The 21,986-nt window shown below is 70.4% G+C and carries 21 protein-coding genes and 1 pseudogene; 21 read left to right on the top strand and 1 reads right to left on the bottom strand.

Annotation, left to right across the window (positions count from 1 at the left end; genetic code table 11):
- Positions 1-135 precede the first annotated feature (135 nt).
- The 19 genes and pseudogenes from hisD to OIE40_RS06965 all read left to right on the top strand — a co-directional run.
- Positions 136-1,425, top strand: a pseudogene (gene hisD / locus OIE40_RS07055) (histidinol dehydrogenase); the annotation flags it as partial.
- A gap of 131 nt (positions 1,426-1,556) precedes the next feature.
- Positions 1,557-2,651: a histidinol-phosphate transaminase gene (locus OIE40_RS07050; protein ID WP_264701384.1), complete on the top strand. Its 1,095-nt coding sequence runs from the start codon at positions 1,557-1,559 to the stop codon at positions 2,649-2,651.
- Positions 2,648-3,262: an imidazoleglycerol-phosphate dehydratase HisB gene (gene hisB / locus OIE40_RS07045; protein WP_264701382.1), complete on the top strand. Its 615-nt coding sequence runs from the start codon at positions 2,648-2,650 to the stop codon at positions 3,260-3,262. The genes OIE40_RS07050 and hisB overlap by 4 nt, the downstream gene beginning before the upstream one ends.
- Positions 3,259-3,885 (top strand): imidazole glycerol phosphate synthase subunit HisH, encoded by a 627-nt coding sequence (gene hisH, locus OIE40_RS07040; RefSeq protein ID WP_264701380.1) that lies wholly within the window; start codon positions 3,259-3,261, stop codon positions 3,883-3,885. The genes hisB and hisH overlap by 4 nt, the downstream gene beginning before the upstream one ends.
- An 18-nt stretch (positions 3,886-3,903) precedes the next feature.
- Entirely contained in the window at positions 3,904-4,941 is a 1,038-nt protein-coding gene (locus tag OIE40_RS07035) for a serine hydrolase domain-containing protein (RefSeq protein ID WP_264701379.1), read from the top strand.
- The gene (locus OIE40_RS07030) at positions 4,923-5,102 is read left to right on the top strand and encodes a hypothetical protein (protein WP_264701377.1); all 180 of its coding nucleotides are present in this window, start codon (positions 4,923-4,925) and stop codon (positions 5,100-5,102) included. Before OIE40_RS07035 ends, OIE40_RS07030 begins: the two co-directional genes overlap by 19 nt.
- The gene (locus OIE40_RS07025) at positions 5,063-5,281 is read left to right on the top strand and encodes a hypothetical protein (protein WP_264701375.1); all 219 of its coding nucleotides are present in this window, start codon (positions 5,063-5,065) and stop codon (positions 5,279-5,281) included. Before OIE40_RS07030 ends, OIE40_RS07025 begins: the two co-directional genes overlap by 40 nt.
- A 127-nt stretch (positions 5,282-5,408) precedes the next feature.
- Positions 5,409-6,143 (top strand): bifunctional 1-(5-phosphoribosyl)-5-((5-phosphoribosylamino)methylideneamino)imidazole-4-carboxamide isomerase/phosphoribosylanthranilate isomerase PriA, encoded by a 735-nt coding sequence (gene priA / locus OIE40_RS07020; RefSeq protein WP_264701373.1) that lies wholly within the window; start codon positions 5,409-5,411, stop codon positions 6,141-6,143.
- A gap of 20 nt (positions 6,144-6,163) precedes the next feature.
- The gene (locus OIE40_RS07015; protein WP_264701371.1) at positions 6,164-7,174 is read left to right on the top strand and encodes a GNAT family N-acetyltransferase; all 1,011 of its coding nucleotides are present in this window, start codon (positions 6,164-6,166) and stop codon (positions 7,172-7,174) included.
- Complete coding sequence (locus tag OIE40_RS07010) at positions 7,171-7,935, top strand: YebC/PmpR family DNA-binding transcriptional regulator (protein ID WP_264701369.1); 765 nt, start codon at positions 7,171-7,173, stop codon at positions 7,933-7,935. Before OIE40_RS07015 ends, OIE40_RS07010 begins: the two co-directional genes overlap by 4 nt.
- A 98-nt stretch (positions 7,936-8,033) precedes the next feature.
- Positions 8,034-8,579 (top strand): crossover junction endodeoxyribonuclease RuvC, encoded by a 546-nt coding sequence (gene ruvC, locus OIE40_RS07005; protein ID WP_264701713.1) that lies wholly within the window; start codon positions 8,034-8,036, stop codon positions 8,577-8,579.
- The gene (gene ruvA / locus OIE40_RS07000; protein ID WP_264701367.1) at positions 8,576-9,178 is read left to right on the top strand and encodes a Holliday junction branch migration protein RuvA; all 603 of its coding nucleotides are present in this window, start codon (positions 8,576-8,578) and stop codon (positions 9,176-9,178) included. The genes ruvC and ruvA overlap by 4 nt, the downstream gene beginning before the upstream one ends.
- Positions 9,179-9,222: 44 nt before the next feature.
- Positions 9,223-10,236 (top strand): Holliday junction branch migration DNA helicase RuvB, encoded by a 1,014-nt coding sequence (gene ruvB / locus OIE40_RS06995; RefSeq protein ID WP_264701712.1) that lies wholly within the window; start codon positions 9,223-9,225, stop codon positions 10,234-10,236.
- A gap of 99 nt (positions 10,237-10,335) precedes the next feature.
- Complete coding sequence (gene yajC / locus OIE40_RS06990; RefSeq protein WP_264701365.1) at positions 10,336-10,788, top strand: preprotein translocase subunit YajC; 453 nt, start codon at positions 10,336-10,338, stop codon at positions 10,786-10,788.
- A gap of 65 nt (positions 10,789-10,853) precedes the next feature.
- The gene (gene secD / locus OIE40_RS06985; RefSeq protein ID WP_413774480.1) at positions 10,854-12,665 is read left to right on the top strand and encodes a protein translocase subunit SecD; all 1,812 of its coding nucleotides are present in this window, start codon (positions 10,854-10,856) and stop codon (positions 12,663-12,665) included.
- On the top strand, positions 12,665-13,882 hold the full coding sequence (secF, locus tag OIE40_RS06980) for a protein translocase subunit SecF (RefSeq protein WP_264701362.1): 1,218 nt from the start codon (positions 12,665-12,667) through the stop codon (positions 13,880-13,882). Before secD ends, secF begins: the two co-directional genes overlap by 1 nt.
- Before the next feature lies 1 nt (position 13,883).
- A complete protein-coding gene (locus OIE40_RS06975) occupies positions 13,884-14,420 on the top strand; it encodes an adenine phosphoribosyltransferase (protein WP_264701360.1) in 537 nt (178 codons plus the stop codon).
- A gap of 94 nt (positions 14,421-14,514) precedes the next feature.
- The gene (locus OIE40_RS06970; protein ID WP_319805210.1) at positions 14,515-16,845 is read left to right on the top strand and encodes a RelA/SpoT family protein; all 2,331 of its coding nucleotides are present in this window, start codon (positions 14,515-14,517) and stop codon (positions 16,843-16,845) included.
- 82 nt (positions 16,846-16,927) lie between these two features.
- Entirely contained in the window at positions 16,928-18,235 is a 1,308-nt protein-coding gene (locus tag OIE40_RS06965) for an alkaline phosphatase (RefSeq protein ID WP_264701358.1), read from the top strand.
- Positions 18,236-18,284: 49 nt separating this feature from the next.
- Here OIE40_RS06965 and OIE40_RS06960 read toward each other — a convergent pair whose 3' ends face one another.
- Complete coding sequence (locus OIE40_RS06960) at positions 18,285-19,526, bottom strand: DUF349 domain-containing protein (RefSeq protein WP_264701356.1); 1,242 nt, start codon at positions 19,524-19,526, stop codon at positions 18,285-18,287.
- A 71-nt stretch (positions 19,527-19,597) separates the two neighbouring features.
- Between OIE40_RS06960 and OIE40_RS06955 the strand changes: the two genes are divergently transcribed.
- Together OIE40_RS06955 and hisS are read left to right on the top strand one after the other, a co-directional pair.
- The gene (locus OIE40_RS06955) at positions 19,598-20,302 is read left to right on the top strand and encodes an MBL fold metallo-hydrolase (RefSeq protein ID WP_264701354.1); all 705 of its coding nucleotides are present in this window, start codon (positions 19,598-19,600) and stop codon (positions 20,300-20,302) included.
- Complete coding sequence (gene hisS / locus OIE40_RS06950; RefSeq protein WP_264701353.1) at positions 20,299-21,633, top strand: histidine--tRNA ligase; 1,335 nt, start codon at positions 20,299-20,301, stop codon at positions 21,631-21,633. The genes OIE40_RS06955 and hisS overlap by 4 nt, the downstream gene beginning before the upstream one ends.
- Positions 21,634-21,986: the final 353 nt, after the last annotated feature.

The raw sequence follows: 21,986 nt of genomic DNA, 5'->3' as shown, positions 1-21,986 counted from the left end.
TCCCGGGCACCGCGTCCCGGGGTCTCGCCGAACGAGCCGGTCGGGATCCTTCGTGTGGCCGGGCGCCCGAGTGCTCCCGCCACTCACCAACCGGGCAGGCGGCGGGGCGGGCGGCGGCGTCCGTAGAATCGCAGGGTGATCCGCACCCTTGACCTGCGCGGGCAGGCCGTCGACTACCGCACCGTCGTGCCTCGGGCCCCGATGGACGTCGAGCATGCGGTCGAGTCGGTGCGGCCGATCTGTGACGCCGTCGCCGAGCGTGGCGAGGACGCCCTGCGCGAGTTCTCGCAGCGGTTCGACCGCTGCCTGCCGGAGAGTTTCCGGGTGCCGGCCGCAGCCATTGCGGACGCCGAGCGGAACCTCAGCGCCGACCTGCGGGCCGCGCTGGTGGAGTCCATCCGGCGCCGCCGGGCAGTCGCCGAGCGGGAGGGCCGCGCCGGCACCGTCCGGGTCGAACCCGCGCCCGGGGCGGTGGTCGAGGCGCGCACCGTCGCGGTCGACCGGGTCGGGTTGTACGTGCCGGGCGGGCTGGCGCCGCTGGCGTCCTCGGTGCTGATGAACGTGGTGCCCGCCCAGGTGGCCGGGGTGTCGTCGATCGCGGTGGCGTCCCCTCCGCAGGCCGAGTTCGGCGCCCTGCCGCATCCGACGATCCTGGCGGTGTGCGCCCTGCTCGGCGTCGAGGAGGTGTACGCGGTGGGCGGTGCGCAGGCGATCGCCATGTTCGCCCACGGCGTTCCCGGCCTGTGCGAGCGGGTCGAGATGGTCACCGGACCGGGCAACATCTACGTGGTGGCGGCCAAGCGGCTGCTGCGCGGCGTCGTCGGCATCGACGCCGAGGCCGGTCCGACCGAGATCGCGATCCTGGCCGACGATTCCGCCGAGCCGGCCTTCGTGGCCGCCGACCTGATCTCGCAGGCCGAACACGATCCGCTCGCCGGGGCGGTGCTGGTCACCGACTCGACCGGGCTGGCCGACGCAGTCCGGGCCGAACTCGAGCCGCAGGTGGCGGCCACCCGGCACGCAGAGCGGGTGCGCACGGCGCTGGGCGGTGAGCAGTCCGCGATCGTGCTGGTCGACGACCTCGAGCAGGGGTTGGCCGTGGTGAACGCCTACGCCGCCGAGCACCTCGAGGTGCAGACCCGCGACGCCTACGCGGTGGCGGGCCGCGTCCGCAACGCCGGTGCGATTTTCGTCGGGTCGTGGTCGCCGGTGTCGCTGGGCGACTACAGCGCGGGCAGCACCCACGTACTGCCCACCGCCGGCTGCGCCTGCCACTCCTCGGGGTTGAACGTGAACAGCTTTTTGAAGAACGTGCACGTCATCGACTACTCCCGCGACGCCCTGCTGCAGGTGGCCGGGGTGGTGGAGACCTTCGCCGGGGCCGAGAACCTGCCCGCGCACGGGGCCGCGGTCACGGTGCGCCGTGGCGGGGGTCGGACGGCGGGGGCGGCCGGCGGCGGGGCGGCGGACGAGATCCCGGCGTCGGCCGGGATGACGAAATCGGCGGCCGGGATGACGGGGTCGTCCGCCGGGATGACGACGGCGGGGGACCTGCGGTGAGGCCGGGGCCGACCCTGGCCGACCTGCCGCTGCGACCGGAACTGGTCGGTGAGGAGCCCTACGGCGCACCGCAGCTCGACGTGCCGGTGTGCCTGAACGTCAACGAGAACCCGTTCCCGCCGAGTGCGGAGATCGCCGCCGACATGGCGGCCACCCTGACCGCGGCCGCGACCGGGTTCAACCGGTACCCCGACCGTGAGGCGACCGCGCTGCGCGCCGCGCTGGCCGAGTATCTGGGCCACGGGCTGACCATCGACAACATCTGGGCCGCCAACGGTTCCAACGAGGTGATGACCCACGTGCTGGGCGCCTTCGGTGGGCCCGGTAGGACCGTGCTGTCGTTCACTCCGACCTACTCGATGTATCCCGAGTACGCGCGCAACACCCACACCGGCTACGTCACCGCCCCGCGACGCGAAGACTTCACGTTGACCGCCGAGCTCGTGCTGTCCGCGATCGACGAGCACGACGCCGACGTGGTCATCATCACCACCCCGAACAACCCGACCGGTACCCGGACGCCGCTCGCCGTGACCGAGGCCGTGCTGGCCGGCACCGACGCGATCGTGGTGGTCGACGAGGCCTACCAGGAGTTCTCCAAGCATCCCGAGGACACCGCGCTCACCCTGCTGCCGCGGTTCGGCAACCTGATCGTGAGCCGCACCATGAGCAAGGCGTTCGCCCTGGCCGGCGGCCGGGTCGGCTACCTGGCCGCAGCCCCCGCCATCGTGGACGCCTGCCGCATCGTCCGGCTGCCCTACCACCTGTCGGCGCAGACCCAACTGGTCGCCGAGGTGGCCCTGCGGCATGCCGCCTTCCTGCTCGGCCAGGTGGACCAACTGCGCCGCACCCGCGACGAGATGCTGGTGCGGCTGCCGCGGCTCGGCGTCGACGTGATCGACTCCGACGCCAACTTCTGCCTGTTCGGCCCGTTCACCGACCGGCATGATGTGTGGCAGCGGCTGCTCGACCGCGGCGTCCTGATTCGCGAGACCGGCCCGGCCGGCTGGCTACGGGTTTCGGCCGGAACGCCGGAGGAGACCGAGACGTTCTACACGGCCCTGGCCGAGGTACTGGAGGAGATCCGATGACGGCACGCACCGCGGTGATCGAGCGGTCGACCAGCGAATCGACCGTCCGGGTGTCGCTGAATCTGGACGGCACGGGCGCGTCCACGATCAGCACCGGCGTCGGCTTCTACGACCATATGCTCACCGCGCTGGCCAAGCACTCGCTGATCGACCTGGACGTGACCACCACCGGTGACCTGCACATCGACGGCCACCACTCGATCGAGGACACCGCGATCGTGCTCGGCCAGGCGCTCAAGCAGGCCCTGGGCGACAAGCGCGGCATCGTCCGCTTCGGCGACGCCACGGTGCCGCTGGACGAGGCGCTCGCCCATGCCGTCGTCGACGTCGCGGGCCGACCGTTCGTGGTGTGTGAGGGCGAACCCGAGGGCCAGGTGTACGCGCTGATCGGCGGCTCCGGCGTTCCCTACGCCGGTTCGATGACGTATCACTTGATGCAGTCCTTCGCGATCAACGCCGGCATCTGCCTGCACCTGCGGCTGCTGGCCGGGCGCGACCCGCACCACATCGTCGAGGCCCAGTTCAAGGCGGTCGCGCGGGCCCTGCGGATCGCGGTCGCGATCGATCCGCGGGTGGCCGACGCGATCCCGTCCACCAAGGGTTCGTTGTGAGCGCTGCCCGGGTGGTGGTGCTCGACTACGGGTCGGGCAACCTGCATTCGGCGACCAGGGCGTTGACCGCCGCCGGGGCCGACGTCACCCTGACCGCCGACCCCGAACGCGCGCTGGCTGCCGACGGCCTGGTGGTGCCGGGCGTCGGCGCCTTCGCCGCCTGCATGGCGGGACTGGAGGCCGTCGGCGGACCGGAGCTGATCCGGGCCCGACTGGACGCCGGGCGTCCGGTGCTCGGCATCTGCGTCGGTCACCAGGTGATGTTCGAGCTGGGTGTCGAGCACGGCCACGACGCCGCGGGCGTCGGCGTCCTGTCGGGCGTGGTCGAACGGCTGCACAGCGAGCGGCTGCCGCACATGGGCTGGAACACCGTCGACGCCCCGGACACCTCGACCCTGTTCGGGTCGGTGGGCGAGCAGCGGTTCTACTTCGTGCACTCCTACGCGGTTCGGTCGGCCGAGGGCCTGCCCACCGACGCGACTGTCACCTGGGCCGAGCACGACGGCGATCGGTTCGTGGCGGGTGTCGAGATCGGAGTGCTGTCATCGACGCAGTTCCACCCCGAGAAGTCTGGGCAGGCCGGGGCGGTACTACTACGCAACTGGGTGGGCACCCTGCGCTGAGCGGTCCAGACTGGCCGGATGGACTTCGACTCCGACGGCCTGGTCGCCGTCGCCACCGAGAACGGCTTCACCGGCGCGGTGCGGCTGGAGACCGACGACGGCGTCATCTACGAGGGCGCGTTCGGGCTGGCCGACCGCGCGCACGGCGTCCCGAACACGCCACAGACCCGGTTCGCGATCGCAAGCGGCTCGAAGACGTTCATGGCGCTGGCGGTGCTGTCGCTGGTGGCCGACGCGACGATGAGCCTGGACGACCCTGCGCGCCGCTGGCTCGGCGACGACCTGCCGCAGGTGGACGACGCGGTCACGCTGCGCCTACTGCTGACCCACACCTCGGGGGTGGGGGAGTACCTCGACGACGACGCCGAGAAGGACGAGTACCTGACCCCGGGCGGCATGCAGGACTACAACTGCGCCGAGGACTTCCTGCCGCTGCTCGACCAGCCGATGATGTTCGCCCCCGGCACGGACTTCGAGTACAGCAATGCCGGCTATGTGCTGCTAGGCGTGCTGGCCGAGCGCGCCTCGGGGGTGCGGTTCCAGCAACTCATCCGCGATCGCGTGTTCGCCCCGGCCGGGCTGCAGGGCACCGACTTCCTGCGCTCCGACGCGCTGCCCGGCGACGTCGCCATCGGCTACCTGTACCCCGAGGGCCTGCGCAGCAACATCTTCCACCTGCCGATCGAAGGGGCGCCCGACGGCGGCGCCTACATCTCCCTGCCCGACTGCCACCGGTTCTGGCGGGCCCTCGAGTCCGGTGCCATCGTGCCGGACGCCCTGGTGCGCGAGATGACCACGCCGCCCGACGGCCGCGACCCGGACGACGACTACGGGTTCGGGCTGTGGCTGCCGCGACCCGGCGCTTGGCAGCTCACCGGCGAGGACTCCGGGGTGTCGTTCTGGAGTGAGTACCTGCCCGCCGCCCGGGTGTCGTTCACCTCGGTCGCCAACCTCGACGACAACCTGGCCGCCGGGAAAGTTCATCCGCGACTGGGTCCGGGCCACCTACGAATAGGCCCTCCACTAGCCTGGACGCCGTGGCACGGGTACTGGTGACGGGAATGTCGGGGGCGGGCAAGTCGACCCTGCTCGCCGAGCTCGGCCGCCGCGGACACCGCTGCGTCGACACCGACTACGACGGCTGGGGGTGCGCCAGGGGTGGTGGGACGAGCCGCGGATGGCTGCGCTGCTCGACGCCCACGCCGAACTGGTGGTGAGTGGCACCGCCGAGAACCAGGGCCGGTTCTACGAGATCGCCGGGTACCACGAGACCGTGGAGCCGCTACTGCGCCGCGGGGCCACCCTCGAACTCGACGCGCGGCGTCCGGTCGGCGACCTGGCGGACGCCGTCGAGGCGATGCTCGAGCCGCAGCGCGCCAGCATGCAGCCGCTGTGAAACCCCTGCGGCACTTCACCGGTACACGGTGGTGGCCGTTGCTCCGCTGGGCCCGCTGCCGGCTGAGGCGTCCTACCGGCCAACCCGAATCGGCCCCGACCCCGCAGCCCGGCTATGGTCTTTCAGCGTGACCGCACTCACCCTGTTGCCCGCCGTCGACGTCCAGAACGGCCAGGCCGTCCAGCTCACCCAGGGGGTGGCTGGCTCCGAGAAGGTGTTCGGCGACCCGCTCGCGGCTGCGCTGCGCTGGCAGGACGCCGGCGCGCAGTGGCTGCACCTGGTCGACCTGGACGCCGCCTTCGGACGGGGCTCGAACGCCGTGGTGATCGCGGCGATCACCGACCGGCTGAGCCTCAACGTGGAGCTGTCGGGCGGGATCCGGGACGACGCGTCCTTGGAGCGCGCGCTCGCCACCGGCTGCCGCCGGGTCAACATCGGCACCGCCGCGCTGGAGGATCCGGCCTGGTGCGAGAAGGTGATCGGCGAGCACGGTGACCGGATCGGCATCGCCATCGACGTCAAGGGCACCCGGCTGGCCGCTCGCGGCTGGGTCCGCGAGGGCGGCGACTGGGCCGAAGCGGTCGAGCGGCTGTCGGCCGCCGGCTGCGCCACGTTCGTGGTCACCGACGTGAAATCCGACGGCATGCTGACCGGACCCAACCTCGACCTGCTGCGCGACGTGGCGGGCCGCACCGATGCCGAGGTCATCGCCTCCGGCGGAATCGCCCGCCTCGACGACCTCTCGGCCCTGCGCGAACTGGTCCCTGCGGGCGTCACCGGCGCGATCATCGGCACCGCCCTGTACGTCGGCAACTTCACCCTGCCCGACGCTCTGGCCGTGGCGTCCGGGCAACCCGGCTAGATTGGCCGAAGGAGGCGACGATGCCCACACCGGCAAAGAGTCACGGCTGCACCTGGCACTGGCTGTCCCAGCAGGACCTGTCCGAGATCGCCGGGCTGGTGGCCGCCGAGGAACACTTCGGCGACGCCACCCATCATCACGACCTGAACGCACTCCAGGCCGCGGTGGCCCGCGAGACCGTCCGCGACACCCGCACCGGGGTGGTGCTGCGCAAGCCCAGCGGCACCCTGATCGCCTATGCCTGGGTGCGCCTGCCCGAACAGGGGGAGCCGCCGAACCGGCTGCACCTGCACGGCGGGTGCCACCCGGCCTGGCGCGACGAGGGCGTCCAGGACACGCTGCTGCGCTGGCAGGTGGACCGGTCGGTCGAGTGGTACCGGGCGCACGGCGAGGGCCGGGGCCCGCTCGAACTGGTGATGCTGGCCTCGGGCAGCAACCTGTTCCTGGCCGAGACGCTGCCGGCCTCCGGTTTCCGGGCCCAGAAGTGGTACCACGCGTTGCAGCGCAGCCTCAGCGAACGAACGTTCGCGGCGTCGGTGCCGGGCATCACCCTCGAACAGTTCGGTCCGGGCTGGAGTGAGGCGGTGCGCAGGCTGTACAACTCCGCGGTGAGCCACCCGGCCGACGTCCTGGACGCCGACGCCTGGCGCTGGGGCCTGGCGAGCGCCGACATCCGCGACGACTGGTCGTGGGTGGCGCTGGACGGCGACGCTCCGGTCGGCTGGGCGCTGAACTGCGAGACGAACCTGGCCGGTGACCGCGCCGGCTGGACCGAGTACCTGGGCGCGCAGCCCGCCTGGCGCAACCGGGGACTGTTCACCGCGCTGCTCGCCCGCAGCAACGAGGCGTTCTGCGCGGCCGGCCTGGCGATCGCCGGCATCGGCGTCGAGACCGACTCCGATCAGGGCGCCCGGCCCTACGAGGCCCTGGGCTACACCAGCATCGACTCGATGGTCTGGTACGTGAGCCATCCGGCGACCGATAGAATCGAGGCCGCGAAAACGGACGAGCAGCAGATGGGACGTACATGAGCGGACACTCCAAGTGGGCCACCACCAAGCACAAGAAGGCCGCGATCGATGCCAAGCGCGGCAAGCTGTTCGCCAACCTGATCAAGAAGATCGAGGTGGCGGCGCGGGTCGGCGGCGGTGACCCCGGCGGAAACCCCACCCTGTACGACGCCATCCAGAAGGCCAAGAAGAACTCCGTCCCCAACGACAACATCGACCGCGCGGTCAAGCGCGGCTCCGGTGTCGGCGGCGAGGCGGTCGACTACACCGAGATCATGTACGAGGCCTACGGCCCCGGCGGCGTGGCGATCCTGATCGAGTGCCTGACCGACAACCGCAACCGGTCGGCGTCCGACGTGAAGGTGGCGGTCACCCGCAACGGCGGCACCATGGCCGACGTCGGGTCGGTGTCGCGGATCTTCGACCGCAAGGGCGTCGTCGAGGTCAGCAAGGCACAGAACGGCCGGGAGGTCGGCGAGGACGACCTGCTCGAGGCCACCCTGGACGCCGATCCCGAGGACGTCTCCGACGAGGGCGAGACGCTCAAGGTGATCTCCGACCCGAGTGTGGTCGTCGACGTCCGCAAGGCCGTGCAGGAGGCCGGCCTCGACTACGACTCGGCCGAGGTGCAGTTCGTGCCGCAGTACACCCAGGCGATCGACGCCAAGGATGCCGCCGAGAAGTTGTTCCGGCTGCTCGACGCGATCGAGGACGTCGACGACGTGCAGACGGTGTACTCCAACGAGGACGTCCCCGATGAGGTGCTCGCCGAGCTCGAGTGACCCCCCCGCCGCGCGGGTCGTTCCCGCGCCGGAGCCGCGCCGTCGGTTAGTATCCGAACATCTGTTCGGCCGATGGGAGTTCTAACCACATGCGTGTGCTGGGGGTCGACCCGGGCCTGACCCGCTGTGGGGTGGGGGTCGTTGACGGCGTCCCCGGCCGGACGCCGACGCTGGTCGAGGCGGGCGTGATCCGCACCCCCGCGGACGCCGAACTGTCCAGCCGGCTGCTCGCCATCGAGACCGGCCTGGATGAGTGGATCGGCCGGCACCGCCCCGACGTCATCGCGGTCGAGCGGGTGTTCAGCCAGCACAACACGATGACGGTGATCGGCACCGCCCAGGCCGCCGGCGTCGCGCTGTTGCTGGCCGCGCGGCACCGGCTGCCCGTGCACCAGCACACGCCCAGCGAGGTCAAGGCCGCGATCACCGGCTCGGGTCGCGCCGACAAGGCCCAGATCGCCGCGATGGTCACCCGGGTGCTGAAACTCGCCGAGGCGCCCAGGCCCGCCGACGCCGCGGACGCCGTGGCGCTCGCCGTCTGCCAACTGTGGCGGGGCGCCGGTCAGGCCAGGCTGGCCGCCGCGGTCGACCTGCAACGGCGCGCCACCACCCACACCCGCCCCGACCGCAGGAGGAGAGCATGATCGCCCAGCTCACCGGCACCGTCGTGGCCGCCGGCACCACCTGGGTGGTGGTCGACCTGAACGGGTTCGGCGTCCGCGCCCTGTGCACCCCGGCCACGGCCTCCGCGGTTCGGATCGGTCAGCCCACCACCCTGGCCACCTCGCTGGTGGTGCGCGAGGACTCGCTGACCCTGTACGGCTTCGCGGACGCCGACGAGCGGGACTGCTTCGAACTGGTCCAGTCAGCCTCCGGGATCGGTCCGAAGATCGCCCAGGCGGTCGTCTCTGTGCTCAGCCCGGACGCCCTGCGCGCCGCCGTCGCAGCCGAGAACATTCCGGCCCTGACCAAGGTGCCCGGCATCGGGGTGAAGGGCGCCCAGCGGCTGGTCATCGAGTTGAAGGACAAGATCAACACCCTCGCCGCCACCTCGGCAGCCGCGCCGGCCACGGCGTCCGGGCAGCAGTGGCGCGACCAGGTCAAGGGCGGGCTGGAGGGCCTCGGCTGGTCGGCGCGCGACGCGGACCGGGCGTGCGACGGCGTCGCCCATCTCGTCGAGTCCGACCCCGCCACGCCCGTCGCCGTGCTGATGCGCGCCGCGCTCCGTAGCCTGGCCAAGTGAGCGAACGGGACGCGATGGCTGACCGGCACGACGGCGCCGAAGTGATGGATCCGCACGCCCAGGACGGCGAGCTGCTGGCCGAGTCGGCGCTGCGGCCCTCGACCCTGGGCGAGTTCGCCGGTCAGCCGCGGGTCAGCGACCAGCTCTCACTGGTGCTGGACGCCGCCCGACACCGCGGCTCGGTGCCCGACCACGTGTTGCTGTCCGGCCCGCCGGGACTGGGCAAGACGACCCTGGCGATGATCATCGCGGCCGAGCTCGGTTCGCCGATCCGGATCTCGTCGGGGCCGGCCATCCAGCACGCCGGCGACCTGGCCGCCATCCTTTCGGGGCTGACCGAGGGTGAGGTGTTCTTCCTCGACGAGATCCATCGCATGTCGCGTCCGGCCGAAGAGATGCTGTACCTGGCGATGGAGGACTTCCGGGTCGACGTGGTGGTCGGCAAGGGTCCCGGGGCGACCGCCATCCCGCTCGAGATACCGCCGTTCACCCTGGTCGGCGCCACCACCCGGGCCGGCCTGCTGCCCGGTCCGTTGCGGGACCGCTTCGGGTTCACCGCCCAACTCGACTTCTACGACACCGAGGCGTTGCGTTCGATCGTGCGCCGCTCGGCGTCGTTGCTGGGCATCAGGCTGGAAGGGGGGACCGACGAAGTGATCGCCTCGCGGTCGCGCGGCACCCCGCGGATCGCGAACCGGCTGCTGCGGCGGGTCCGCGACTATGCGCAGGTGCGGGCCGATGGACGCCTCGATCCACGCACCGCGATCGCGGCCCTGGAACTGTACGAGGTCGACGAACTTGGTTTGGACCGGCTCGACCGGGGTGTCCTGTCGGCCCTGTGCGAGCGCTTCGGCGGTGGCCCGGTCGGTCTGTCGACGCTGGCGATGGCCGTCGGCGAAGAGGCCGAGACCGTCGAGGAGGTTGCCGAACCGTTCCTCGTCCGCCAGGGCTTCCTGATGCGGACGCCGCGGGGGCGGGTTGCGACCCCGCGCGGCTGGGCGCATCTGGGGCTGGTGGCGCCGCAGGCGTCCGAACCGGATCTGTTCGGTGACGGCTGACTACAGCGAGCGTCGGAATCGGGCTTTACAGTCGCCTCGGCTACAGTTGTGCGTCGGTGGCCGGGCCACCGTTGTGTTGTCTACACGAAAGTAATCCACATGGGTGACATGGGTAGCACCGTCCTGATGCTTGTGCTGATGGGCGCCGCCTTCTACTTCCTGCTGATCAGGCCGCAGCAGAAGCGCGCCAAGCAGCAGACGGAGATGACCAACTCCCTTGCCCCCGGCGCCCGCGTGATGCTGTCCTCCGGCGTGTTCGGTACCGTCCGGCACCTGGGCGAGCGGCAGGCGATCATCGAGATCGCGCCCGGCATCGAGATGACCGTGGTGAAGCAGGCGATCGTGAAGACGCTCACCCCCGAGGACGACGAGTTCGAGTACGCCGACGACGATGATGTGGTCAGCGACGATGTGGACCCTGACCAGGTGGCCGACGACGAGTTCGCCGCGTCGCCGTTCGACACCATCGAACCCTCGGACTTCGCCGAGCCGAAGCCGTCCACCAGCTCCGACGACGACCCGAGCAATCCGTCCAGCAACACCCAGAAGTGATCCTCGGGGGCTAGCACGACGTGGCAACCACAAGTAGGCATCACAGCCATCCGCTGCGCACCCTGATCGTCTTCGGGCTGTTCTGTGCGGCCCTGGTCGGTTTGATGGCGCTGGGCAACACCTGGACGCCGAAGCTCGGCCTCGACCTGCGCGGCGGCACCACCATCACCCTGACGGCCAGCAACACCACCGGCGAGGGAGCAGTCAGCGCCGAAAGCCTGGAGCTGGCCCGGACGATCATCCAGCAGCGCGTCGATTCGATCGGCGTCGGCGAGACCGAGGTGACCACCTCGGGCGACCGGCAGATCGTGGTCAGCGTGCCCAACGTTCAGCAGGACGAGTTGGTCCGCATGGTCGGCCAGACCGCACAGCTGTACTTCCGGCTCGTCTACGCGCAGGAGTCGGTGAGCGGCGGCACCACGACGGACCCGTCGGCACAGCCCACGACCGAGGCGTCCACGGAGCCGACCACCGAGGCGTCCACCGAACCCACCACTGTGGCGACGACCGAACCTTCGGCCTCGCCGACGGTCAACCAGCGTCCGCTGCCGAACCTGCCCACGCCGGTGCCGAGCCCGCGGCCCAGCACCCCCGCCGCCGTCCAGCCGACCACCCAGGAAGTGCTCGATTGGACGCCGTCGGAGCGGGACCAGAGCGACTACACCAACTTCCAGTGCGGCGACGACTTCCCCGACGTTTCCGACCAACCGCTGATCACCTGCGACGAGGCCGGCACGACCAAGTTCCTGCTGTCGCCGGCGGTCATCTCCGGCAAGGATCTGGTCACCGCGTCGGCGGGCATCCCGACGAACCAGGTCAGCTGGGTCGTCAGCCTCGAGTTCAACAGCACCGCCGCGGCCACCTTCGAGACCGTGACCAAGGCGATCTCGACCAAGACCAGCCCGCAGAACCAGTTCGCCATCGTGCTGGACGGCACCGTGATCAGCGCTCCCTACGTCAGCGAGTCGATCGCCGGCGGCCGGGCGCAGATCTCCGGCTCGTTCAACCAGCAGTCGGCCACACAGCTCGCCAACGTGCTCAAGTACGGCGCGCTGCCGCTGGCGTTCGACGTCTCCAGCGTCGACAACGTCTCGGCCAAGCTGGGCGGCGAGCAGCTCGAGGCGGGCATCATCGCGGGCATCATCGGCCTGATCCTGGTGGTCGCCTACAGCATCGTGTACTACCGGGCGCTGTCGATCGTCGTGGTCAGCAGCCTGGTGGTCGCCTTCGGCATCACCTACGCCATGGTGGTGCTGCTCGGCCAGGCGATGGGGTTCGCGCTCAACCTGCCCGGTGTGGCCGGCCTGATCGTGGCCATCGGCGTCACGGCTGACTCGTTCATCATCTACTTCGAGCGAATACGCGACGAGGTGCGCGACGGACGCACCCTGCGCACCGCGATCGAGGTCGGCTGGGTGCGCTCGCGGCAGACCATCCTGGTCGCCGACGGCGTGTCGCTGCTGTCGGCCGTGGTGCTGTTCATCCTCGCCATCGGAGCCGTCAAGGGCTTCGCCTTCACGCTCGGCCTGACCACACTGATCGACATCGCCTGCGTGTTCTGGTTCACCAAGCCGCTGGTGTCGCTGCTCGGCCGGACGAAGTACTTCGGCGAGGGCCGCAGGTTCTCCGGCTTCGAAGCCGAGCATCTCGGTGCCAAGCACCAGCCGCCGCTCCACCGTCGGCGTCCCAGGGTGACGGCGGCCGCCGCCGCCGGCAACAAGGTTGCTTCCGGCAAGGCCGGGGCGAAGGCGTCCGGCGCGGGCCCGGCGGTGCAGGTCGCCGAGGTCGAGACCGAGGTGGCCGACGCCGAGGTCGCGAGCGACGAGACGGCGTCCGGTGCCGAGGCGCCCTCGACGAAGCAGGCGGAGGAGAACTGATGAGCACCGCCACCGAAACCCCGGAGACCCCGGTCGAGAAGCCGGCGACGCCGGCCAAGAAGGCGAGCTTCGCCCACAAGCTGTACACCGGCGAGGTCAGCTACGACTTCGTCGGCAACCGCAAGCGCTGGTACATCGTGTCCGCCGCGCTGCTGGCGATCTCGGCCCTGGCCATGATCGTGCTCGGCCTGAACCTGGGCATCGAGTTCAAGGGCGGTGCCGATTTCACCGCACCGGTGAGCGTCACCGCGGACACCACCGACCAGGTGCGCTCGGCGGTGCAGGCGCTGAACCTGCCCGACAACGACGACGTGAGCGTCACCACCGTCGGCGAGGACCAGGTGCGGGTACAGACCCGTTCGCTGAGCGTCGACGAGGTCACCCAGGTCAAGCAGGCGATCGCGACGGCGGTCGGCGGCATCGAGGTCGACCAGGTCGGCTACAGCCTGATCGGCGCCTCCTGGGGGTCGATGATCACCCAGCAGGCGATCATCGCCCTGGTCGTGTTCCTGGTGCTGGTGTCGCTGCTGATCTGGGCGTACTTCCGCAACTACAAGATGGCGATCGCGGCCATCGTCGCGCTGCTGCACGACCTGGTCATCACCGTCGGCGTCTACGCCCTGGTCGGCTTCACCGTCACCCCGGCCACCCTGATCGGCGTCCTGACGATCCTCGGGTACTCGCTGTACGACACGGTGGTCGTGTTCGACAAGGTGCGCGAGAACGTCGCCGACCTGAAGAACAGCCGGCAGACCTACACCGATGCTGCGAACGCCGCGGTCAACCAGGTGCTGATCCGGTCGATCAACACGACGATCATCGGCGTCCTGCCCGTCGCGGCACTCACCTTCACCGGCGCCTTCATCGTCGGCACCGGTCCGCTGAAGGACCTGGGCCTGGCGTTGCTCGTCGGCATGATCGCCGGCGCCTACTCGTCGATCTTCATCGCCGCGCCGCTGCTGGCGCAGCTCAAGGAGGCCGAGCCCGAGATGCGCGAGCATCGCGAGCGGCTGGAGCGGCGGGCCAAGCGGCACAGCGAGAAGGACGTCGCCACCGAGCGGTCCAAGCGGGTCCTGGTGACCGACGGCAGCGGGCCGCTGGCCGAGGTGGACGAGGGCGTCGAGCCCGAACGGCTGGGGCTGGTGAGCGCCAACGAGTTGGCCCGGCAGCACCGCGTCCAGCCGCAGCGGAACACGCGAGCCAAACGGAGGAAGTGACGTGAGCGACGCCGACCGCCGGTTGATCCTCGACCTGATCGAAGACATTCCCGACTTCCCCAAGCCGGGTGTGGTGTTCAAGGACATCACGCCGCTGCTGGCGTCGCCCAAGGGGTTGCGGGCGGCCATCTCGGCCCTGGTCGAGCTGGCGCCGGAGAGCATCGACGTGGTGGTCGGCATGGAGGCGCGGGGGTTCATTCTGGCCGCGCCGGTCGCCCTCGAGCTGGGGGCCGGGTTCGTGCCTGTCCGCAAGCCCGGCAAGCTGCCCGGTGACCTGTACTCGGAGCAATTCGCGCTCGAGTACGGCCACGAGACGTTGACGGTGAAGACCGACGCGATCCTGCCCGGTGCGCGGGTGCTGGTCGTCGACGACGTGCTCGCCACCGGCGGCACCGTCGGCGCCACCGCCGCCTTGGTCAGCCGCCTGGGCGCCGAACTGGTCCACGTCGCCGTCCTGATGGAGTTGGGTTTCCTGCCCGGCCGGGAGAAGCTCGCCGAGCTCGGCATCGATCAGTACTCGGCGGTCGTCACCGTCTGAGTGACCTGGACCGTGGGGACGGTTCTTCCGGTCCACGGACGCCGGTCGGCCCTGGCCTCCGCAGTATGATGCAGACCTGCCGAAGGGGAACCGGGTGAGCGACAGCGTCCATGGTCCGTACGGGGCCGGAAACGGCCTGCCGGGAGAGCCCCGCGCCCTGACCCATCCGGGCAACGCCCCTGACCAGCCGCGGATGCGCATGCGGCACGCGCTGGCCCGGCTCGGCGCACCGAAAAACAGCCAGGCGGCCGTCCTCGACCCGCTGGTCAAGACGCTGCGGGCCACCCACCCCAAGGCAGACATCGCGGTCATCGAGCGCGCCTACCGCACAGCCGAGCACTACCACGCCGGACAGTCCCGCAAGAGCGGCGACCCCTACATCACGCACCCGCTCGCCGTGGCCACGATCCTGGCCGAGCTGGGCATGACCGAGACCACGCTGTGCGCGGCGCTGCTGCACGACACCGTCGAGGACACCTCGTACACGATGGCGCAGCTGACCGCCGACTTCGGCTCCGAGGTCGCCACCATGGTCGACGGGGTGACCAAGCTCGACAAGGTCACCTACGGCGAGTCGGCCAAGGCCGAGACGTTGCGCAAGATGGTGCTGGCGATGAGCCGCGACATCCGGGTGCTGGTGATCAAACTGGCCGACCGCCTGCACAACATGCGCACCCTGGGCTTCCTGCGCCAGGACAAGCAGGTCGTGATCGCCAACGAAACCCTGGAGATTTTCGCCCCGCTGGCCCACCGACTGGGCATGAACGCGATCAAGTGGGAACTGGAGGACCTCGCGTTCGCCACCCTGCACCCGAAGATCTACGACGAGATCGTCCGGATGGTCGCCGCCCGGGCCCCGCTGCGCGAGAACTACCTGCGCCAGGTCATCGACCAGGTGCGCGACGACCTCAACGAGGCCAAGATCAAGGCGACCGTGTACGGACGCCCCAAGCACTACTACTCGATCTACCAGAAGATGGTCGTCCGGGGCCGCGACTTCTTCGAGATCTACGACCTGGTGGGCCTGCGCATCCTGGTCGAGACCCAACGCGACTGCTACGCGGCGCTCGGCGTCCTGCACGCCCGGTGGAACCCGCTGCCCGGCAGGTTCAAGGACTACATCGCGATGCCGAAGTTCAACCTGTACCAGTCGCTGCACACCACCGTGCTCGGGCCCGACAGCAAACCCGTTGAGTTCCAGATCCGCACCCAGGAGATGCACCGGCACGCCGAGTACGGCGTCGCTGCGCACTGGAAGTACAAGGAGGGCGGCAAGGTCACCCCCGCCAACGACCTGGCCTGGGTGCGGCAGATCACCGAATGGCAGCGCGAGACGGAGGACCCGGGGGAGTTCCTCGACACCCTGCGGTTCGAGATCAACACCACCGAGGTGTTCGTGTTCACGCCCAAGGGCGACGTGATCTCGCTCCCTGCCGGCTCCACTCCGGTCGACTTCGCCTACGCCGTGCACACCGAGGTCGGTCACCGCACCATCGGCGCCCGGGTCAACCAGCGGCTGGTGCCGCTGGAGTACCAGCTCAACAACGGCGACCAGGTGGAGGTACTCACCTCGAAGTCGCCCAACGCCGGCCCGAGTCGCGACTGGGTGAACTTCGTCGCCAGCCCCCGGGCGCGCACCAAGATCCGTCAGTACTTCATGCGCGAGAGGCGTGAGGAGTCGATCGAGCAGGGCAAGGAGGCGCTGGCCAAGCAGTTGCGCCGCACCGGCCTTCCCGTGCACCGGTTGCTGTCCGCCGAGCATCTGGCCGCCCTCGCCCGGCATTTCCGGGTCGCCGACACCAACGCGCTGTACGCCGCGATCGGCGAGGGCACCGTCAGTGCGCAGAATGTCGTCGAGCGGCTGATCGCCGCCGAGGGTGGCGCCGAGGAGGCCGCGGAGGCCAGCGTCGAGGACCATTCGGCGATCATCGGCACCAGCGCCAGCAAGCGCCGGCGTCCGTCCCGCCGGACCAACGACATCGGCGTGGTGGTCGAGGGCCACAACGACATGTGGGTGAAGCTCGCCAAGTGCTGCATGCCGGTGCCGGGGGACGACATCATCGGCTTCATCACCCGCGAGGAGGGCGTCTCGGTGCACCGCTCGGACTGCACCAACGCCGACAACCTGCGCGCCAAGCCCGACCGGCTGGTCGAGGTGAGCTGGGCCACGCCGTCGGCCGATTCGAGCTTCCTGGTCGCCGTGCACGTCGAGGGCCTGGACCGCTCCGGGCTGCTGTCCGACGTCAGCCGGGTGATGACCGAGCACCACTCGAACATCATTTCCATGTCGGCCAACACCAGCAAGGACCGGGTGTTCACCATGCGGTTGCAGTTCGAGACCCCCGACCCGACCCACCTGGCGTCGCTGACCAACGCGCTCAAGCGCATCCCCGGGGTGTACGAGGCCACCCGGGTCAAGTCCTGACCATCCGCGCAGGCGTGCCGGCGTCCGGGTTCGTCTCCTAGACTCCATCGGAACCGGGACGCCGACGGCCAGGAGGTACGCCATGTTCCGCTCCCTCGCCCAGCACGCCCGCGTCCGGGCCCTGACGGTCGGCAGCGTCGCCGTCGTCGCGGCCCTGGCCGGCTGCGCGCCCGCCACCCCGGCCGAACGGACGCCGGCGCAGCCGGTCGCCGCCGACGCCGGACCCGCCCCGGCGTCCGCCGCCGAGACCCGGGCCCGCAACGTCATCCTGATCCAGGGCGACGGACTGGGGGTCGCCCACCGGGAGTTGCTGCGGCTCGCTTTGAAGGGCCGCGACGGCGAACTGCGCATGAACCGGATGGAGGTCACCGGCCTGGTGCACACCGACCCCGCCGACGCCAAGCAGGGCGTCACCGATTCGGCCGCGGCGGCGACGGCCTACTCGACCGGGCTGCGCACCGTCAACGGTGCGGTCGCCGTCGACCCCGCCGGCAAGCCGCTGCGCACCCTGCTGGAGCGGGCCCGGACGTCGGGACGCTCGACCGGACTGGTCACCACCGCGCAGGTGACCGACGCCTCACCGGCGGCGTTCAGTGCCCACGTCAAGGACCGCGGTCAGCACAGCGAGATCGCCCGGCAGATCCTCGAACACTCCACGGTGGACGTCGTGCTGGGCGGCGGCGAGGACTGGTGGTATCCCGCCGGCAACCCCGGGGCGTGGCCCGACAAGCCGGCCAAGGACCGCTCGGAGAAGAGCCGGGGAACCAAGGGCAACCTGGTCACACGGGCCAAGGAACTCGGCTACCACTACGTGCGCAACGCCGACGAACTGGCCGACATCACCGGCGGCAAGGTGCTGGGGTTGTTCGCCAACGAGGAGATGTTCGAGCACGCCGGTGAAGGTGACGGCGACCTGTACCAGCCGGCGGTCAGCCTGCGCACGATGACCGGTCGGGCGCTGGACGTGCTGGCGCAGGATCCCGACGGGTTCTTCCTGTTCATCGAGGAGGAGGCCACCGACGAGATGGCCCACCACGGCAACACCAAGCTGATGATCCGCGCCGGCGCCGCGCTGGAGCGGACGGTCACCCTGGCGCTCGACTTCGCCGCCCGGACGCCGGGGACGCTGGTCGTCGTGATGGGCGACCACGACACGGGTGGACTGGCCATCGAGAACATCGACTCCGGCGACGAGAGCGGCAAGGGGGAACAGGCCGAGGACACGGTCACCATCGACGGCTCCACGCTGAAGGTGAGCGTCGACTGGACCACCGACGGTCACACCGGCGCCGCGACACCGATCACGGCGTCCGGGCCGGGAGCGGAACGGCTGGCGGGTTTCATCCGCAACACCGACGTCCACGACGCGGTGCTGGCCGCCATGGGCTGAGCCCCGCGACCGCGCGAACCCGGCGCCGGCGGGGCTGTCGGAGCTCTGCTCAGCGCGAGAAGTCGGCCAGCGTCTCCCGGGTCTGGTCGAGCCAGGTCTGGTAGGTGTTGATCGAGTCCCGGGCCTTGTCGGCGGCCTTGCGGTCGCCGCGGGCCTCGGCCTTGGTGATCTTCTCGTTCAGCTTGTCGATCTCGGTGCTGAGCATCGCCACCGTCTCCTCGGCGCGCGAACGCGCCTCGGGATCGGTGCGCTTCCACTCGGCGTCCTCGGCCTCGCGGATGGCCGACTCGAGTGCCCGGACGCGGTTGTCCAGTCCCCGGATCGACTCGCGCGGCACCTTGCCCAGCGCGTTGTAACCCTCGAGGAAGGTGCGGAAGGCGGCCCGGGCCTCGGCCACGTCGCCGACCGGGACGATTTCGGCCTCGGCCTTGCCGAGCAACTCCTCCTTGGCCTCGAGGTTGGCCTTGAACTCCGCGTCCTGCTCGGAAAGGGTCGCCTGGCGGGCGTTGAAGAACTGATCCTGCAGGCCGCGGAACTCCGCCCACAGGGCGTCGTCGACCTCGCGCGGGGCGGCTCCGGCGGCCTTCCACCGCGCCATCAGGTCGCGGAAGGCGCCCGAGGTGGGTCCCCACTCGGTGCTGTCGGCCAGCGTCCTGGCCTCGGCAATGATCTGCTCCTTGATCCGCTTCGCACCCTCGCGCCTCTCGGCCTGCTCGGCGAACTGCGCCTTGCGGCGCCGCGTGTAGGTGGTGCGGGCGGTGGAGAACCGGTGCCACAGCGAGTCGTCGGTGGCGCGGTCGATGCGGGGCAGCGCCTTCCACTCGTCGAGCAGGGAGCGGAAGCGGTTCACGCCGCCCCGCCAATCGTTGCTCTCGGCGAGTTGCTCGGCCTCGGCGACCATCCGCTCCTTGGTCGCCTTCGTCTCCTCGGCCTGCTTGGCGCGCTCGGCCTTGCGGGCTTCGGAAGCCTGGGCCAGGACGGGCGCCAGAGCCTCGAGCCGAGTGGCCAGCGAATCGAGGTCGCCGACCGCGTTCGCGCCGGCCACGTTGCCCTTCACCGTGTTGATGCTGCCGCGGGCCTCGTCGGGGGACAGCGCGCCGGAGGCGATCCGGCGCTCCAGCAGACTGACCTCGAGCTCGAGTGACTCGAACCGCCTGGTGTAGAAGGCGAGTGCTTCCTCAGCGGACACGTCCGGTATCTGGCCGACGCTGCGTTCGCCCTCGGCGGTGCGGACGTAGACCGTCCCGTCGGGGTCGACGCGGCCGAAGTCGGCCGGGCTGGATGAAGTCATGGGGTCCATCTTGCCGCATGCCCGAACGTTTGGGGACGTTGACCACTCGGCCGGCCGATAGGCTGGCGGTCGTGTTCCTGGCCTCCTTTCCCGCCGGCCCGTGGCAGGCGAACTGCTATCTGGCAGCCGTCGATGCCGGCCGCGAGTGCGTCGTCGTCGACCCCGGCGTGGACGCCTTCGACCCGGTTCGGATCACCGTCGAGCAGCACGGTCTGACCCCGGTCGGCGTGCTGCTGACCCACGGCCACATCGATCACGTCGCCTCCGCGACGGCGGTGGCGGACGCCTGGGGCGTCCCGGCGTGGATCCATCAGGCCGACCGGGAACTGCTCACCGACCCCGCCGCCGGGCTCGGCCCGGCGGGCCGCGGGCTGCTCGGCCAGGTTCTCGGCGACGAGACGCTCAGCGAGCCGGCGGACCTGAGGCTGTTCGAGACCGGGGTGGAGGTGGCGGGGCTCACCTTCGAGGTGATCCACGCGCCCGGCCACCGGCCCGGTTGCGTGATGTTGAGCACCCGGCTGGTCGGCGACCCGCGCGGCGACCTGGACACGGTGGTGTTCTCCGGCGACGTGCTGTTCGCCGGGTCCATCGGCCGGACCGACCTGCCCGGAGGCGACCACACCGTCATGCTGGACACGCTGCGCGGGCCGGTGCTCGAGCTGAGCGACACGGCCGCGATCCTGCCCGGGCACGGTCCGCAGACCCGGATGGACCGGGAGCGGGCCACCAACCCGTACCTGCAACCGAATTATCTAGGTGGTGCCACGACCCGATGAGTCGTCCCAAGCCGTTGAGCGGCTTTCCCGAGTTCCTGCCGTCCGAGCGCATCGTCGAACAGCGCGTGCTGGCGTCCCTCGCCACGACGTTCGAACTGCACGGCTTCGGCTCGATCGAGACCCGGGCGCTGGAGCCGATGGAGCACCTGGCCCGCAAGGGTGAGATCGACAAGGAGATCTACGTGGTGCGCCGGCTGCAGGCCGAGCGGCACGGCGGGGGCGGGGACCGCGACGAACTGGGGCTGCACTTCGACCTGACCGTGCCGTTCGCGCGCTACGTGCTGGAGAACTCCGGGCACCTGACCTTCCCGTTCCGGCGGTACCAGATCCAGAAAGTGTGGCGGGGGGAACGTCCGCAAGAGGGGCGCTACCGCGAGTTCCTGCAGGCCGACATCGACATCGTCGGCCAGGACGTGCTGGCCGCCCACCACGACGTCGAGGTGGCCCGGGTGATCCTCGAGGCGCTGGAGCGGCTGCACACCGAGTTCGGGGTGCCGCCGGTGCTGATGCGGGTGAACAACCGGCGGCTGGCCGAGGGCTTCTACCGGGGGCTCGGCATCGACGACCACCTCGCCGTCCTGCAGCGGGTCGACAAGCTCGACAAGATCGGCCCGGCGGCCGTGCAGCAGCTGCTCACCGACGAGCTCGGGCTCAGCGCCGAGGTGGCGGCGCAGTGCCTGCGGCTGGCCACCATCTCGGCCCCGGACGACTCGTTCGTCGACCGGGTGCAGGCGCTCGGCGTCCGCAACGAGTTGCTGGACGACGGCCTGGAACAGTTGGCGGCCGTGGTGCGCGCCGGCGCCGCAGCCGCGCCGGGTCGAATCGTGGCCGACCTGAAGATCGCCCGCGGCCTCGACTACTACACCGGCACCGTCTACGAGACCGAGATGCAGGGGTTGGAGCACCTCGGCTCGATCTGTTCCGGCGGGCGCTACGACTCGCTGGCCTCCGACGGCCGCACCAGCTACCCCGGGGTCGGGCTGTCGATCGGCGTGTCGCGCGTTCTGGTGCCGCTGCTGGCCAGGGGCACGCTGGCCGCGACCCGGTCGGTGCCGACCTGCGTGCTGGTCGCCGTGGACGCCGAGGAGACCCGCGCCGAGGCCGAGGCGACGGCAGCACGGCTGCGCGCCCGCGGCATCCCGACCGAGGTGGCCCCCAAGGCGGACCGGTTCGGCAAGCAGATCCGCTACGCCGACCGCCGCGGCATCCCGTACGTGTGGTTCTCCTCCGGCGAGGTGAAGGACATCCGCTCCGGCGACCAAGGGCCCGCCGACCCGGACTCCTGGACGCCACCCGCGGACGACCTGCGTCCGACGGTTCGGCGTGCCTGAGTTGCCGCGGCGCACCGATCGGGTCTGGGAGGACGAACACCGTCATTCCGGCGAACGCCGGATCTCTGAGCTGCACTGAGGTTGCGGACGACGAAACGCCCCGTCATCCCGGCGAACGCCGGGATCTCAAGCCACCGCCGAACACCCACCGCGCCCTGCCTCAGCCGGCACAACGGCACCCATCAAGTGCCGTCGGGGTACCCGCCGCGGTGCAACACCATCGGATGGTGGGCGGCACGCGTCTGCAGTTCGGCAACACTCGTTCCTGCCGGCTCGACGTGGCGCAGGATTTTGCCCCACATCGCATACGACACCAGCTACGGCTCTTCGCCGCGGCGTCCGGCCTTCTGCTG

Origin of the sequence: Micropruina sonneratiae, assembly GCF_025972045.1 — a bacterium.
Lineage (GTDB): Bacteria > Actinomycetota > Actinomycetes > Propionibacteriales > Propionibacteriaceae > Micropruina > Micropruina sonneratiae.
Note: the sequence above shows the minus strand (reverse complement) of the source record. Positions and strands in the feature narration are given on the sequence as shown.

Coding starts and splice junctions, on each gene's coding strand:
- OIE40_RS07010 (WP_264701369.1), top strand. CDS start 7,171: ATGAGCGGACACTCCAAGTGGGCCACCACCAAGCACAAGAAGGCCGCG.
- yajC (WP_264701365.1), top strand. CDS start 10,336: ATGGGTGACATGGGTAGCACCGTCCTGATGCTTGTGCTGATGGGCGCC.
- ruvA (WP_264701367.1), top strand. CDS start 8,576: ATGATCGCCCAGCTCACCGGCACCGTCGTGGCCGCCGGCACCACCTGG.
- secF (WP_264701362.1), top strand. CDS start 12,665: ATGAGCACCGCCACCGAAACCCCGGAGACCCCGGTCGAGAAGCCGGCG.
- hisS (WP_264701353.1), top strand. CDS start 20,299: ATGAGTCGTCCCAAGCCGTTGAGCGGCTTTCCCGAGTTCCTGCCGTCC.
- ruvB (WP_264701712.1), top strand. CDS start 9,223: ATGGATCCGCACGCCCAGGACGGCGAGCTGCTGGCCGAGTCGGCGCTG.
- OIE40_RS06965 (WP_264701358.1), top strand. CDS start 16,928: ATGTTCCGCTCCCTCGCCCAGCACGCCCGCGTCCGGGCCCTGACGGTC.
- OIE40_RS07035 (WP_264701379.1), top strand. CDS start 3,904: ATGGACTTCGACTCCGACGGCCTGGTCGCCGTCGCCACCGAGAACGGC.
- hisB (WP_264701382.1), top strand. CDS start 2,648: ATGACGGCACGCACCGCGGTGATCGAGCGGTCGACCAGCGAATCGACC.
- OIE40_RS07025 (WP_264701375.1), top strand. CDS start 5,063: ATGGCTGCGCTGCTCGACGCCCACGCCGAACTGGTGGTGAGTGGCACC.
- OIE40_RS06960 (WP_264701356.1), bottom strand. CDS start 19,526: ATGACTTCATCCAGCCCGGCCGACTTCGGCCGCGTCGACCCCGACGGG.
- OIE40_RS07015 (WP_264701371.1), top strand. CDS start 6,164: ATGCCCACACCGGCAAAGAGTCACGGCTGCACCTGGCACTGGCTGTCC.